This is a genomic window from Fluviicoccus keumensis (genome assembly GCF_004217445.1).
GTDB classification, from domain to species: domain Bacteria; phylum Pseudomonadota; class Gammaproteobacteria; order Pseudomonadales; family Moraxellaceae; genus Fluviicoccus; species Fluviicoccus keumensis.
Genome location: NZ_SHKX01000014.1, coordinates 153,192 through 167,247 on the forward strand (window position 1 = coordinate 153,192; position 14,056 = coordinate 167,247).

Below are 14,056 nucleotides of genomic sequence, written 5' to 3' on the forward strand. Positions count from 1 at the left end.
CGCTTAGAACTCCGGCCGCTGCGTGAACTTCCAGACTTTTTCGTGATTGTTCTCCCACACCCACGATCCGCTGGCGCAAACCTTCCCCGCCGGGGTGAGGTACACCTGGGTTTCCTGTCGGGTGGTGTGCATGTACGGGTTCAGGTAGTCGTATTTCTTGTAGATCAGGGCATGCAGCCGGTATTCGCTCCACGCCAGGCACTTGCCCTTGATTTCGTCGGGCAGCATGAAGCGCGGGATGTCGGCTTCCTGCTCCGGTTTGCCCAGCAGGCGCAGGACGTCCTTGCGGGTGGACTCGCCAGCCTTGAGTTGCTGGCGGGCGTTGAACGGTGGGGTTTTCAGCGGGCCGCCGCAGCCGGTGAGGATCAGGCTGACAGCGATCAGAGCGCAGGCCATTAGGCCGGGGCGGTTCTGAAAGGTGGTTGATGACATGGCAGGCGCTCAGAGCGGGTGTCTGGGGTTGAAAATAAAGAGCGGAGATGGCGGCGTCAACACGACAGCGCAATGGTGATGTTGATAGATCGATCATGAAATAATTTCGTGATAGTTGTCACACATGTTGTCGATGCGCCGCAAAGCCGGCTCTGCGAAGATAGTGACTTACCCTCAGATCGGACAAAGAGACTCCAAGGATGAGCAAAAAGCAGCGACCACACGCCATTACGGTCAAATATGAACTGGCTGACGCCTTCAGGGAAAATTCCGGCCAAATATTCGATCTCGCCCGCAGCAATGCACTTTTGGAGGTAGTTCAAGACTGTTGGCGGCAAATCGGCGAACAGTTCCCTGCCCGTGACCGCATTCCGGCAACCGGGCTGACCTGCCAGTACCGGCCGGCCCACGAAGGCGGTCAGGCGGTCATCTGCACGTTACCGCAGCAGCATGTATTCAATGAGGCCTCCCATGTCGGCCTCTTCCGGGACCAGAAACATAAGCCGCGACTTTTTGTCATGGAGAACATGGCCCCTCCATCCCATGCCCCTTCCCTGCGGTTATCCGCCATCGTCGAAATTGAAAAGAAATCACGGGTAAACTGGCGCAGCTGCCGCCGGGATCAGGATTTCGAGAAGGCCGTGGATGAAATCCTTCGGAATCCTGACGCGGTTCCTCAGGTAACGGTAGACCGGAAACCTTTATCCAAGCTTCGCCCCGGCAACACTTTGGCCGGGAAAAAAAGTTATCTCTCTGCGTACCTGATCTGGCTCTTTTTCGGATTGACAGGGGCTCACCGGCTTTATTTGAAGCGATACCCCACCGGCTTTACCTGGGTGGGTCTGTTAGCACTGTGCTTGTTGATGGAAACTTACCTGGCCCCTCTGGACGGAGTCTGGCTCACCCTGCATACCGCCATATTCATAGGCATGTTCGTCGTATGGACCCTGGACTCCTTGCTGACAGGCCTTATGGTCCGCGACTATAACGCCGCCCTGCTGGCCGCGGAGTTGGCCTCGCCACCCCCGGACGAACCGCAACCTGCCACCTCTGCCACCCCTTCTCCGCCCGTCCGCAAGCTGGTGGACTCCCGGGGTCGCCAATTACGCCTGACTGCAGGCCAGTGGACCTTCGCCATCCCCGGCGACTGGACTGCCCGCCGGGATACAGAGAATCAGGCAGCGGTCTTTACCTCGCCCGGCGGCGGTATTGAATGCCGGGTTCATGAATTGGGGTTGCACGACACCAGTCTTAGCCCCGATGTCAAAGTCGCCATTCTGGCCAAGATCGCCTTCCAGAAATTCCTGAACATCGATGAAACCGACTGGCAAGTGATCGCCTCCCGGATCTGGGGAGAAGACGGCGTGACGCGCATGGAGCGTGAAATCCGGAAAAAGGACGCGCAACAGCGAATCTACTGCCTTACCGTCAGCCACGAGGGCGCATCCGTTGTCATCACCATCCGCGACAACGAAGGCACGGATGACAACGAATCGCTGCTTTCCCACCGGGCTTTAAGTCAATCGATGCGCCCACTGAGGATCAACTGATGAGCATGTGCGGCTGTTTTTACGCAATTACGGATGACCAGATGGATAATCTGCTGGACGGTTCGCTGTCCATTGATGATCTGCGTGATGACCTGGACAAGGACCCGGCGCGCTGCTTCTCGGATGCGGAATACATCTGGTATGAGCTGACCGAAAGGTTTGGCAACATCAGCATCCGCGGTGTTCGTTCAACCGATCGGATTCCGGAAGGGGCCGGCGTCTCCTATTCCGGCGATGTGCGCCTGACGGCTTCCGAGCTGGCCGGACTTGCGCCCGAAACATTGCGGCAAATGTGCGAGGGGCTAACGTGGGGTGAAGGCCCCGAGGAGGTTGTCCGGATTGCCAACGCCCTGATCGCCTTTTACCAGCAAGCCGCCCAGCGTGGGGACGCTGTGCTGTTCCGGATAACCTGAACAGTGGGGCTGACGAGAAGCGCAGGGGTTACGGTTGGCGTCGATTCACCAAGCTCGTCGAAATAATCGCCTTGACGGTCGTAGGGGCGCAGTGCCTGCGCCCTTCTTCGGTGAACAGGGTGGGATTTTCGGGGAAAATGCGTGTTTAGTTGAGAGGGCGCACGCAGTGCGCCCCTACGGCCACCCTCACGCCGCGTGCGCAATATCCGCGAAACGCAGCCCGGCGGCGTGGATGACCGCACTGAGAGTTTTGAGGGTGGGGTTGCCATTGGCGGAGAGGGTTCGGTAAAGGGTTTCGCGCGATAACTGCGCCTTTTCGGCAATCTGGGCCATGCCGCCGCGCGCTTCAACCACATGGCGCAGGGCCATCAGGAAAGCCGCCTCGCCACCTTCTTCATCCAGTTCCTCGAAGGCGACGCGCAGGTATTCGGCAGCAAAATCGGGCTGTTGACGCAGCATGTCGATCATGGCGTCGTCGTGAGGACGGGTTTGCGGGGTGGTCATGGGCGATTTCCTCTTGTTGCCTTTAAGCTACATTGCTTTCGGCTGATTGGAAAGTTGCTGCCATGATAATTGTCGAGCCCTCGCAGGGGCGCAGTGCCTGCGCCCTTCTTCGCAGAACAGGATGGTATTTTCGGGGAAAACGTCGTGTTTGGCTGAGAGGGCGCACGCAGTGCGCCCCTACGGCTAGGCGTTGAACCCCGTCCAATTCCCGTCTACACTCGTCCAATTCCTTCCACGAAACGGGCTTGTTTTTCCTGAGATTGCCGTGACGGTCAAGTATCAGGATGAGTCGGTTTTGGGGGATGCGGTGAGTCTGGCGTTGAGTAAGGTACAGTTACCGGATTTGCTTGAAAATTGCCCGTGGGTGGGGGATGAGATTTTGGGGTTTATCCGGGGTAATTGCGGATAAGGCGATTATCTCACCTTACACCTCTATTACAATTTCACTGTTATGCACAAAAAGAGCTCAATTAACATGCTTGAAACAATGACACTTGAGGCCGCCACGAAAGCCGCATTACCCGTAGCAAAAAGCATCTTTTACACGCTTATTAAGCCTCATGCAGAGGCCAAAATTGCATCTCTCCTAGCCAATAAAAAAGCCGCTGATAATTTTGAGAGCTCCTCAATCAAATATCTTGCAAAGCTTGCCGGCCAATGTTCAATCATAAACACCATTGCCTTTCAGAACACCCCAAAAAAGCTCGAAGATCTTTATATTGCATTAACAATCATCAACGAAACCACCAACGAGCGAATAATCATTGATGATTCAGCAGATATTTTTGCAACCCACACAAAAATAATAATTAACGATAACGCCGGAATGGGCAAATCAACACTCTCAAAAAAAATAATTCTTAACACCATAAGAACAGGCAAGTACATTCCTGTTTTCATTGAACTTCGCCAACTCAAAGACAAGCCTATCGAAGAGCAAATACTTAGTATTTTTGGAATACCCCCACTCACTGACTCAAGCTTTATAAACCAGCTCCCATTAGCTTTTGTCTTTGATGGAATGGACGAAATTGCCAACGATTTAAAACGAAGAGTAGTCGCTCATATACACAACTTCATCAATATGCTCGAACAGCCTAGAATAATCATTACATCTCGCCGTGAGTCATATATCTCAGAATTCCACTCTTTTGAGTCATTCTCAATTAATAAGCTTAGCCAGGAAACGGCTTACGCACTGCTCTTCCGATACGATCCTAGTGGCGACATTGCCAAAAAACTAATTGAAGGAATTCGCAAATCGCCTCAATATAATATCACAGAATTTTTATCCACCCCGTTATATGTTTCCTTGCTATTTTGCTCATACAGGCATAAAACAGTCATCCCCCAAAAAAGACACTTATTCTATGCTCAGGTTTACGATGCACTCTTTGAATCCCACGACCTTAGCAAAGAAATTGGATATATTCGCGATAAGCACTCTAAACTCGACTCTGCTGAGTTTCATACTGTGCTCAGAAGACTTGGCTTCTGGTGTATGAGCAATAGCAAAATTGAATTCACTAAAGACGAACTGGAGATCGTTGTATCAAAACTACTAAAGTCAATATCAGAAATAAAAACAACATCCCCTGAGTTTGTTAAAGACCTAACATCTACAGTCCCATTATTCATCAAAGACGGCCCGGTAGTCCGATGGTCACATAAATCTCTTATGGAATACTTCGCTTCGATGTTTATTTGTCACGACACCAAAGAAAAACAGCAACAAACATTACTGAAAATTTTTAATAGCGATAACACCCAGAGTCAAGATAACATCCTGACCCTCTGTGCCGATATTGATTTCCCTAGCTTCCGAGCAAGCGTAGGTCATCAAGTAATTAGTGAATTTGTTAACTACTATGAGTCTGCTGTCAACAACAGAACCATTGCAACAGCCAAAGAAACAGAAGAGACATATCAGGCCATATGCATTTGCTTTAGCGGCCACGCCGGATTCCAAATACTAACCCGCGAAGAAGACACTGTATGGGAGAACCATGACGATATAAAACTTCTAAAAGAGAAGTTCAAGCAACACCATGTAATTCTCGAGGAATGCTTATGGATTTTTGAGCACCAACCCATTCACGCATATATTAGCACCAGTAAAAACCGAAAAATCATGCGCATTTTAAGAGAAAAGACACCTACTCTTTTTGGCAAGACACCAAACTACCCTGAAATGGAAGGTATCATAATGAAAGGGCTAAAGGAGGGTGTCTTGCAAAGAGTAAAGTGGTACAGCAATTGCCTTGATGAATATATGATTCATGACCCTACAAGCCTCTCTACTTTGAACTCGATATTTTCTTTTATCGTTGGAATACACTTTTCCTACAAACAAGCGCTGGCCGAACTTGAAGCTATTTCAAAAGACAAAAGTAATGGAGTGGATGACTTGTTGAGCAGCCTTACATAATTACCTTCCCCCCCAACCCACTCCTCCTCTCCGTCCGCCTCCCCACCGCGACGGAGAGCCCCCTCTCCCCCGCCCACACCTGCACCCGCACCCTCGCCCGCGTCACCCCCGTATACAACAACTCCCGCGACACCACCTGCGAATCCGCCCCCGGCAACACCACCGCCACCTCCTCAAACTCCGACCCCTGCGACTTGTGCACCGTCATCGCAAACGCCGTCTCCACATGCGCCAGCCGCGCCACCGAAATCCCCCGCTCCCGCCCCGGAAAAAACACCTCCAGCCCCGCCGCCGACCGCAACGCCACCCCGATATCGCCATTGAACACATTCAACGCATAATCGTTCTGCATCACCATCACCGGCCGTCCGTGAAACCACAACGCCGCCCCCGCCTCCTGGCCCAGCGCCGCCCGCAGCCGCGCCGTCAGCCGCTCGTTCAGGCCCGCCACCCCCGTGGTGCCCTCGCGCAACGCGCACAACACCCGGAATCGCCCGAAGGCCGCCAGCACCGCCTCGGTGTCCGCCCCGCCGCGCAAGGCGTCCACATAGGGCGCATAGCCCCGGAACAAGGCCTCGGCCAGCGCCTCCGCGCCCGGCAAATCCTCAAAGCGCACCTTGTCCAGCCCCTGCCGCCGGAAGCCCAGCACCGCCGCGCTGTCGCCGGCGCAAATGGCCGCCGCCAGCCGGCCAATGCCGCTGTCCGCGCCAAAACGCTGGCTTTCGTTCAGTGCCACCCGCGCCGCCTGCAAGCGCGGGGCGCGGCCCATTTCCTCCAGCACCGCCCCCGCTTCCACCGCCGCCAGCTGGTTGGCATCGCCCAGCAGGATCAGCCGGGTGCGGCGCGGGTCGATGGCGGCCAGCAGTTGCGAGGCCAGCCGCAGGTCGATCATCGAGGCTTCGTCCACAATCACCAGGTCGAAGGGCAAGGGATTGGCGGCGTGGTATTGCGCCGGGCGGTCGTACTGGATGCCCAGCAGCCGGTGCAGGGTGCTGGCCGAGGTCGGCAGCGCTGCCCGCATGGCGTCGGTGACGCCGGTGGCTTTGGCCAGCGCGGCGCTGAGGGCTTCGTACATGCGCGCGGCGGCCTTGCCGGTGGGGGCCGCCAGCGCCACGTGCAGCGTCGGGTTCTGTTCCAGCAGCGCCAGCAGGATGCGCACCAGCGTGTAGGTCTTGCCGGTGCCGGGGCCGCCGGTAATCAGGCTGAAACGGCGCTGCGTGGCCATGGCCACCGCCTGCCGCTGCCGTTCGTTCAGGCCGTCCAGGTGATGCGCGGCCACCGGCGCGGCGTCGCCCACGGCTTCGTCCAGCGCGCTCAGGGCTTGCGCCAGCTGCGTTTCCGCCTGCCAGTGCCGGTACAGGTACAGCCGTTCGTCTTCGGCCACCAGCGGCGCCACGGTGTCGGCGGCGCGGGCGGCGTCCACCAGCACCGGCGAAGACAGGTTCCGCCAAGGCGCGTGTTCGTCCACCAGGCAGACATGGCCCTGCGCCAGCCCTGCCGCCAGTTTCCGCACCCAGTCGCGGATCCGTCCGGCCTGCGCGGGGTCGCCGCCGTCACGCTGGTGCAGACTGGCCAGCAGTTCGGCCAGTCCGGCGCTCCAGGCGGGGGCATCATCGGTCTGTCCGGGTTGGCTGGACAGCGTGGCGGTGAAGGGCAAGGTCATGTTGTCGCCTCCTCGGCGGCCAGCAGTTGGCTGAGGGTGTCCAGCAGCGCCACGGACGGCTGCCAGGCGTGGACGCCGTGCGCGCCCTGCGCCGGGTGCATGCCGCGGATGAACAGGTAATAGACCCCGCCCAGATGCACGGCGGGGTCGTAGTCGCGCAGGCGGCTGCGCAGCCAGCGGTGCAGCGCCACGGCGTACAGCGCGGCCTGCAGGTGATAGCCGCCGTGCGCCATGGCCTGCGCCAGCCCGTGCGGGCCGAAGGCGGCGTAGTCGTGGCCCAGGCGGTTGCTCTTGTAGTCGGCCACGTACCAGCGGCCTTCATGGCGGAATACCAGGTCGATGGAGCCTTTCAGGAAGCCGCGAATGGTCTGGTCGCCCAGTTCCGGCACCGGCAGCCCGGCCTGGCGCAGGGTGTCCACCAGCGCGCGGGTGCGCAGCGCGGGCAGCGGCAGGTGGAAGTCCAGCTCGCGCAGGGTGTGGGCGCGGGGAATGTCGGCCAGGCGCAGGCCGGGGGCCAGCGGCGTGGCCAGCACTTCGTCCAGCCAGTCGGCCACGTCCTGCACCAGCAGCGGGGTGTCGGTGTCGTCGCCGGTCAGGACGCCGTAGCGGCGCAGTTGCCGTTCCACCAGCGCGTGGCCGTGCTCGGTGCTCTGCTGCGCCACCGGCCGGGTGAAGTCCAGATGCTCGAACAGGCCGTGCAGGCAGTTGCCGGTGACGCTGGCGGGCAACCGCGCCGGATGCGGGAAGCGGAAGCGCAGCGGCAGTTCGGCCAGCGGCGGCGCGGGGTCCAGCACCGGCTGCGGGGCGTCGCGGTCGTGGTCGGCGGCGGTGTCGTCGGGGGTCACGGGCGCGGCGGGTAGCGTGATGGTCTGCGGCTGGCTGTTGTTGTTCAGGTCGCTGAAACTGGTGACGCGCCAGCCGCCGGGCACGGCCGGGGCCGGGGTTTCGCGCAGTTCGGGCAGGCGGTCGCCGCGCGCGGGCAGGCGTTGCACGGCGTCGAACGCCACCGGCTGCACGGCAATCAGGCCGGGATGCTGCTCGCTCAGGGCGTGCAGGCTGCCCTCGCCCTGCGGCAGCCAGTGGCCCAGGCAGGAATCGTCCACCGTGGTTTTGGCGGTATCCACCGGGAACCAGGCGACATAGCAGCGCTGGGCGGCGCGGGTCAGCGCCACGTAGCCCAGGCGCAGGTCTTCGCTCAGCACTTCTCTTTCCAGCAGCTTCTGATCACCGGGATCCAGGTCATCCCGAAGGTCAAAAATGGCTTCACCGTCCTTGTGATAGAACGGCGTGCCCCGGTTCGGGTCGGGCGGCGTCCACAGCACCGGCGCGAAGACGATGGGATATTCCAGCCCCTTCGAGGCGTGGATGGTGAGGATCTTCACCAGGTTCTCGTCGCTTTCCAGCCGCAGTTCGGCGTTGGCGCTGTCCTGCGGCTGGCGGCGCTGCTGCGCCAGCCATTCGCACAGGTGGTGCTGGCCGTCGCGCTGGCGGTCTTCTTCATGCAGCAGTTCGGCCAGATGCAACAGGTTGGTGAGAATGCGCTCGCCGCCGGGCAGCGTCGCCACCCGCGCCACCACACTGTCGCGTTGCAGGAATTCCCGCCAGGCCACCATGAAGCCGCGCCGCAGCCAGGTCTGCTGGTAGTCCTGGAAGCGTTGCAGCTGCTCGGTCCAGCCCGCCGTGTCGGTCTGCCAGCGCAGGAAATCGGCCACCGTCGCCCCGCACAGGCGGGTGGCCAGCGCGGCGCGCACCTTGCCTTCGTGGTGCGGCTCGGCCATCGCCGCCAGCAGCTGCGACAAGTCCTCGGCCTCGGCACTGGCGAACACCTTCTCGTTCGACTGCATCGCCGCCTTCACCCCGGCGCGGGCCAGCTCGCGGCGCAACTGGTCGGCCTGATAATGCGCCCGCACCAGGATGGCGATGTCACGTCCCTGTACCGGCTTGCCGTCCAGCAGCAGCTTTTCCTCTTGCGCGCCGTGCAGCAAGCGCACGATCTCGTTGACGGTGGCGCGCACCGCCCAGCGCACGCCGTCGTCCTTGCTGTTGCCGCAGTCACCGTCAGGCGTCAGGAAGCGCAGCGGTTGCCGGTCGGTCCCTGCGCTTTCGCGGAGGTCCACCAGCGCCGCGCAGGGTTTGGCGCCCTTGCCCACCGGGGTATACGTGATTTTTGCCTGATCTTCCCCCTGCTCCGGCCGGGGCCAGAAGGCATCGTCTTTCTGGGCGAAGAAGGCGTTCAGCGCCTCGATCAGCGGTTTCACCGAGCGCTGGTTGTCGGCCAGGTCGTGCTTGGCGCTGTCGGGCACGTCGTCGTAGGCGCGCAGGTAGGTATAGACGTCCGCGCCCCGGAAACGGTAGATCGCCTGCTTCGGGTCGCCCACCAGGAACAGCACGCTGTCGGCCGGGTCGGCGTTCAGGTACACCGCCTGCAGGATGCGGTACTGGGCGTCGTCGGTGTCCTGGAATTCGTCCACCAGCGCCGCCGGATAGCGGGCGCGCAAGGCCTCGGCCAACCCCGGGCCGGTGTCGGCATCGCCCAGCGCCTGCGCCAGTCCCTTGATCTGCATGTCAAAATTCTGCGCCTGCTGCTGTTGCAGGCGGCGGGTCAGGGTTTCCTGGCAATAGACGGCCAGTTGCTGGCGGAACAGGCGGCTCTGGCGCTGGATGGCGGCGCGGCAGTCTTCCAGTTGCTCTGGCAGATCGTGCAGGGCGTCGAACAGGGCGTGATGCGGGAATTGCCCGGCGTACTTCTTGGCGGTCTTCTCCTGCAACTTGTCGCTGCTGAAATTTTCGATCACCTTCAGGAAGGCCTTGGCGGCGGTGCTGCCGCTGCCGATGAATTCCGCCAGCCCCGCCGACGGGTCGCGCAGGAAGCGGTCGAGCGCGCCCAGCCCCTTGCGGATCAGCTCGGGCTTGTAGCTGGTCTGACTGAGCATGTGACCGTGTTCGGCCAGCAGCGCGCGCACGGCAGCCTGTTCCTGCTGCCACAAGACTTGCAACGCATCCAACTGCTGCTTGCCGCGCGTCAGCGCCGCGTCGTTGCCGGAATCCGCACCGATGAACAGTTGCGCCTGGCCCTGGTTCAACACGCCCTGCACGAATTTCTGCAACTCGCCCAGGCTGAAGGCGCCGGTATTCAGGTAATAGCTCACCAGCAGCGGGTCGGCCTGCCGCCACTGCCGGCGGCAAAAATCCTGGATGATCTCGCGCAGCAAGGGCGAGGTATCGGTGATCACTTCCACGTCCAGCGGTGCGCCGCTGGCCAGCGCCTGCTCGCTCAGCACGCCCTGACAGAAACCGTGGATGGTGGTGATGGTGGCCAGGTCGAAATCGGCCAGCGCCTGCTTCAGCCGCATGCGTGCGGTGGTGCGGTCGGTCAGCCGCGCCAGCAGCGGCGTGTAGAACGGATCGTCCACCGCCTCGCCGTCTTCGGCGCGTTGCACGGCGGCCAGCGTTTCCACCAGCCGCTTGCGGATGCGGTCGCGCAGCTCGGCGGCGGCGGCCTTGGTGAAGGTGATGGCCAGAATCTGCTTCGGCTCCAGCCCGCGCTCCAGCACCAGTCGCGCAAACAGCGCCGACAGCGTCCAGGTCTTGCCGGTGCCGGCCGAGGCCTGGATCAGTTGCACGCCGGAGAGGGGGGCGTCTATCGCGGGGATTTTTTTCAGCTCGCTCATGCCTCATTCCCTCCCACCAACACCCCCACATCCTCCCACGTCCCTTCCTGCAACGCCGCCTTCAACGGCCCGAACAGGCGCAGCGCCTCGCCGGTCACGCTCTCCGGCAGCCGCTCCTGATCTTCGGCGCTCAGCACCCGCTTCCACAGGCTGTCGGCCACCACGTCCTCCCAAGCCTTCTCCAGCTTGGCGCGGGCCTTGGCCTCGTCCTTCACCGCGCCCTTTGCGTATTCCCAGGCGGCGTCGGGCGGCAACAGCAGCGGCGTGCGCTGGCCCCGGTCATAGGCCTCCATCCAGCGGTCCAGCTGCTCGGCGGCCTCGTCGGCACCCAAGCCTTCAAACCACGCCGGGCCATCGAGGAACAGCCACAGCGTGCGCCGTCCCGCCCCCGCCACCTGCCACAGCAGGTGCGCCAGCCACGCCCGCACCAGATACTTGGCGGACTGCTTCGAGAGTTGATAACCGGGCTGGTACGGCTCGTCCAGCGGCGGCAGGTCCACCGACAGGCGATAACCGCGCAGTTGCAGGTCGTGGCGCACCGGCGTCACTTCGCGCTTGACCCGCTCCCACGCGCTTTGCAGGTCGTGCAAGCTTTGCTGCGCTTGCGTCCAGTAGACGCTGCCCACCGTGCCCACCGGCAACGCCCCGCTGGCGCGCAGCACCGGCTCGGCCTGATGCCGGGCGTGGAACAGCTTCGACCGCAGCTGCCACTTGTCGAGGTGGTTCAGTTGCAGCGGCTCCTCGTCGTGCAGGGAGTCATCCAGGCTTTCCAGCCGCAGCTTCAGCCCGACTTTCAGGAAGAATTCGGCGGGATGCTTGAAGAAGCGTTGCAGCAATTCCAGCGTCAGTTGCGGGGTGTCGCTGTCGGGCGGCAGTTCGGCATTCACGAACGGCGGCAGCACGCTTTCCGGTTTCTGCACGGCGCGGGCGGCGGGCAGCCAGTCGGCGGCGTGGCTGAACAGGCGGGCGCTGTCCGGCTCGAAATAGCGCGGGCTGAAGGCTTGCAGGCGATGCTCGTAGACGCACTGCGCCTTCAGCGCTTTCGCGCCGCCCTCCACCCGCGTGCCCAGGTAATCCAGCAACTCACCGATCAGGATCGACGGCGGGAATTCCGCCGACTGGTTGTTGCTGTGGCCGTTGTAGAACAGCAGGAAGTGGTCATGGGCGGCCATCAGCGCGTCGAGGAAGGCACCGCGGTCATCGTCGCGGCGGGAACGGTCGCCGGGCCGGGGCTGCGGGTCCAGCCGCAGCAGGTCAAATTCGTTGAAGGGATCGCGACGCGGGAAGCTGGTGTCTTCCAGCCCCAGCAGGCAGATGACGCGGTACGGCAGGTTGCGCAGCGCGCCGATACGGCTGAAGGTGACCGAGCCGCCCGGCAGCGGCTCCGGCGCTTCGCTGTCCAGCCGCTGGTCGATCTCGCGCAGCAGCAGGAACAGCGGCACCGGCTCGCTGACCTTGGCATTGCCGGCGTGGCGTTCAATGTCGTCCAGCGCCCGCTCCAGCCCGCGCAGGGCGTACTCCCCGGCCAGGCTGCCGAAGAAACCCAGCAGGTCGCCGCGCAGGACCGCCAGCCATTCCTCCACCGGCCGCGCCTGTGTCCACCAGTCGCGGCGCAGCGCCAGGTCGGTCACGGCGCGGGTCAGCACGCCGATCAGCGCGAACTGCCCCGCCTCCACCCCGCCCACCGGCTGCAGGCCGCCCGCCAGTCCGTCGAATTCCGGCGGCAGGGCAATGGCCAGCAGCAGCCGTTCCAACCCGAACAGCAGGGTGTGGGTGTCGTCCAGATCCTCGGCATCGCCGCTCTGGCGGGCGCGGTGTTGGCCGTCTAGCCCGCGATAGACCCCGGCCTGTTGCAGCAGCCCGGCGGCCTTTTCGATATCGGCGGCTTCCAGCCCGTAATAGGCGGCCACCGGCGGCAGCGCCAGCCAATCCAGCAGCGCCGACTGCGCCAACCGTGTCTGCGTCAGCTGGTACAGGCCGTGGAAGGCCTGCCAGAGGGTATTTTCCTCGGCCTTGGGCACGCCGGTCAGTTGCCAGGGAATGCGGCGCGCGGCGGGCACGGTGCCGAACACCGACTCGATAGCCCCGGCGGCGGTGACCACATCGGGCAGCATTACCGCCACATCCTGCGGTTTCAGGTCGGGGTGAAGGGCGAACAGGTGCAGCAAGCGATCATGCAGCGCCTCCAGCTGGCGGGTCAGGCTGTGGCAACTGTGGATTTGCAGCGAGACATCGCTGTCCGCCAGCGACCAGAACGGCAGGTCATCACCGTGCTGGTGTTCCAGCGTGTGCAGGCTGTGTTGCAGACGGCGCAGCAGGCTGTCGCCCTCTAGCGGCGGGAACAGGTCGCGCCAGTCGTTGTCGTGTTCGCCGCCGGACAGGTCGGCCAGCAGGCGGAAATTGTCACGGGCCTGCTTGCCCCAGGCCGCCAGCAGCGGATGCCCGGCGCTGTGGTAGGCCACCTTGTGCGGCTGCAGCACCCGCATCTTTTCCAGCCAGCGCGGGTCCACCACGTCGGCCCAGTATTCGCGTGAGGGGTTGAGGTGCAGCCAGTGCAGCTCGGTATAGGGCGACAACGCCTGGAAGAAGTGCAGCACCGGCGGCGGCAGGCGCACGGTGGTGAACACGGCCAGCCGTTCCGGCAGGTGGCGGCGCAGCGCCGGTTGTTCGGCCAGCGCGTGCAGGTAACGGGTGGAAAGCTGTCCGCCCTCGGCGAAGGTCTCGGCGAACAGTTCCTGCCACAGCCGCGCCTGCCAGGCCTGATGCGTCCAGTCGTGCGGCAGGCGTCCGTCCTGCCGCCAGCGTTCCAGCCAGTCGGGGCGGTAGCTGACGTAGTCGGCGTAGGCCTGGGCGATGCGGCCCGCCAGTTGCCAGCGCCCCAGCACCGGGTTGGGGGTGCGTTGCAGGTAGGCGCGCAGGGGGTGGAAGTCGGGGTCGTCGTCGGGCAGGTGGCCGAGGCGTTCGAACAGCCGCCATTGCATCAGTTCGCGGGGCAGTGACTGGGTGTGTTCGTTGCTGTCCAGCACCTGCTTGTAGCACTGCCAGCGGAAGCTGATGGGGTACTGGATGGCGAAGTGGGCGGCGATGCCGAAGCGTTCGGCCCAGCGCAGCTCCAGCCAGCGGCCCAGGGCGATGGTGGGGACGAGGACGGTCAGGGGTTGCAGGGGGTCGCTCACCGGGTCGCCCAACGCCAGGCTGAGGGCGTCGAACAGGGTGTTCAGGTCGTGGGATTGGGTGATGGTGAGCATTTGTTTTTTCCCTAGGCTGGGGGGAACCTTACTGGAAAGTGTCTTGGGCAGGAAGGGGGTTCTGTTTGGCTGGCGACTTTGGTTGTCGCGCAAATTTTGTAGGGGCGCACTGCGTGCGCCCTCTTCGCCCGGACATGACGGATTTTT

8 protein-coding genes are annotated in these 14,056 nt (G+C 62.1%); 3 read left to right on the forward strand and 5 right to left on the reverse strand.

What is annotated here, in order from left to right:
- Positions 1 to 3 precede the first annotated feature (3 nt).
- Positions 4 to 432 carry a hypothetical protein gene (locus tag EV700_RS13950; RefSeq protein WP_130414859.1) on the reverse strand — a complete coding sequence of 143 codons (429 nt, stop codon included), beginning with the start codon at positions 430 to 432 and terminating at the stop codon, positions 4 to 6.
- A 200-nt stretch (positions 433 to 632) separates the two neighbouring features.
- Between EV700_RS13950 and EV700_RS13955 the strand changes: the two genes are divergently transcribed.
- Entirely contained in the window at positions 633 to 1,982 is a 1,350-nt protein-coding gene (locus EV700_RS13955; protein WP_130414861.1) for a TM2 domain-containing protein, read from the forward strand.
- Positions 1,983 to 1,987: 5 nt separating this feature from the next.
- Positions 1,988 to 2,395, forward strand: a complete 408-nt coding sequence (locus tag EV700_RS13960; RefSeq protein WP_341272946.1) for a hypothetical protein — start codon at positions 1,988 to 1,990, stop codon at positions 2,393 to 2,395.
- A gap of 186 nt (positions 2,396 to 2,581) precedes the next feature.
- Here the strand turns inward: EV700_RS13960 and EV700_RS13965 are convergent, their stop codons facing one another.
- Positions 2,582 to 2,899 carry an addiction module antidote protein gene (locus EV700_RS13965; protein ID WP_130414865.1) on the reverse strand — a complete coding sequence of 106 codons (318 nt, stop codon included), beginning with the start codon at positions 2,897 to 2,899 and terminating at the stop codon, positions 2,582 to 2,584.
- 475 nt (positions 2,900 to 3,374) lie between these two features.
- On the opposite strand from EV700_RS13965, the gene EV700_RS13970 reads away from it, so the two are divergent.
- Entirely contained in the window at positions 3,375 to 5,327 is a 1,953-nt protein-coding gene (locus tag EV700_RS13970) for an NACHT domain-containing protein (protein ID WP_130414867.1), read from the forward strand.
- Here the strand turns inward: EV700_RS13970 and recD are convergent.
- Genes recD through recC form a run of 3 tightly spaced genes read right to left on the reverse strand, consistent with a single transcriptional unit; the run spans position 5,320 to position 13,909 of the window.
- A complete protein-coding gene (gene recD, locus EV700_RS13975) occupies positions 5,320 to 6,990 on the reverse strand; it encodes an exodeoxyribonuclease V subunit alpha (protein ID WP_130414869.1) in 1,671 nt (556 codons plus the stop codon). The two genes, EV700_RS13970 and recD, sit on opposite strands and share 8 nt — an antisense overlap.
- A complete protein-coding gene (recB, locus tag EV700_RS13980) occupies positions 6,987 to 10,661 on the reverse strand; it encodes an exodeoxyribonuclease V subunit beta (RefSeq protein ID WP_130414871.1) in 3,675 nt (1,224 codons plus the stop codon). The genes recD and recB overlap by 4 nt, the downstream gene beginning before the upstream one ends.
- Positions 10,658 to 13,909, reverse strand: a complete 3,252-nt coding sequence (gene recC / locus EV700_RS13985) for an exodeoxyribonuclease V subunit gamma (protein WP_130414873.1) — start codon at positions 13,907 to 13,909, stop codon at positions 10,658 to 10,660. Before recC ends, recB begins: the two co-directional genes overlap by 4 nt.
- Positions 13,910 to 14,056 lie beyond the last annotated feature (147 nt).

What these genes read in the sequence shown, in the direction of transcription:
- EV700_RS13950 (WP_130414859.1), bottom strand. Translation starts at nt 432, where the DNA reads ATGTCATCAACCACCTTTCAGAACCGCCCCGGCCTAATGGCCTGCGCT.
- EV700_RS13955 (WP_130414861.1), top strand. Translation starts at nt 633, where the DNA reads ATGAGCAAAAAGCAGCGACCACACGCCATTACGGTCAAATATGAACTG.
- EV700_RS13960 (WP_341272946.1), top strand. Translation starts at nt 1,988, where the DNA reads ATGTGCGGCTGTTTTTACGCAATTACGGATGACCAGATGGATAATCTG.
- EV700_RS13965 (WP_130414865.1), bottom strand. Translation starts at nt 2,899, where the DNA reads ATGACCACCCCGCAAACCCGTCCTCACGACGACGCCATGATCGACATG.
- EV700_RS13970 (WP_130414867.1), top strand. Translation starts at nt 3,375, where the DNA reads ATGCTTGAAACAATGACACTTGAGGCCGCCACGAAAGCCGCATTACCC.
- recD (WP_130414869.1), bottom strand. Translation starts at nt 6,990, where the DNA reads ATGACCTTGCCCTTCACCGCCACGCTGTCCAGCCAACCCGGACAGACC.
- recB (WP_130414871.1), bottom strand. Translation starts at nt 10,661, where the DNA reads ATGAGCGAGCTGAAAAAAATCCCCGCGATAGACGCCCCCCTCTCCGGC.
- recC (WP_130414873.1), bottom strand. Translation starts at nt 13,909, where the DNA reads ATGCTCACCATCACCCAATCCCACGACCTGAACACCCTGTTCGACGCC.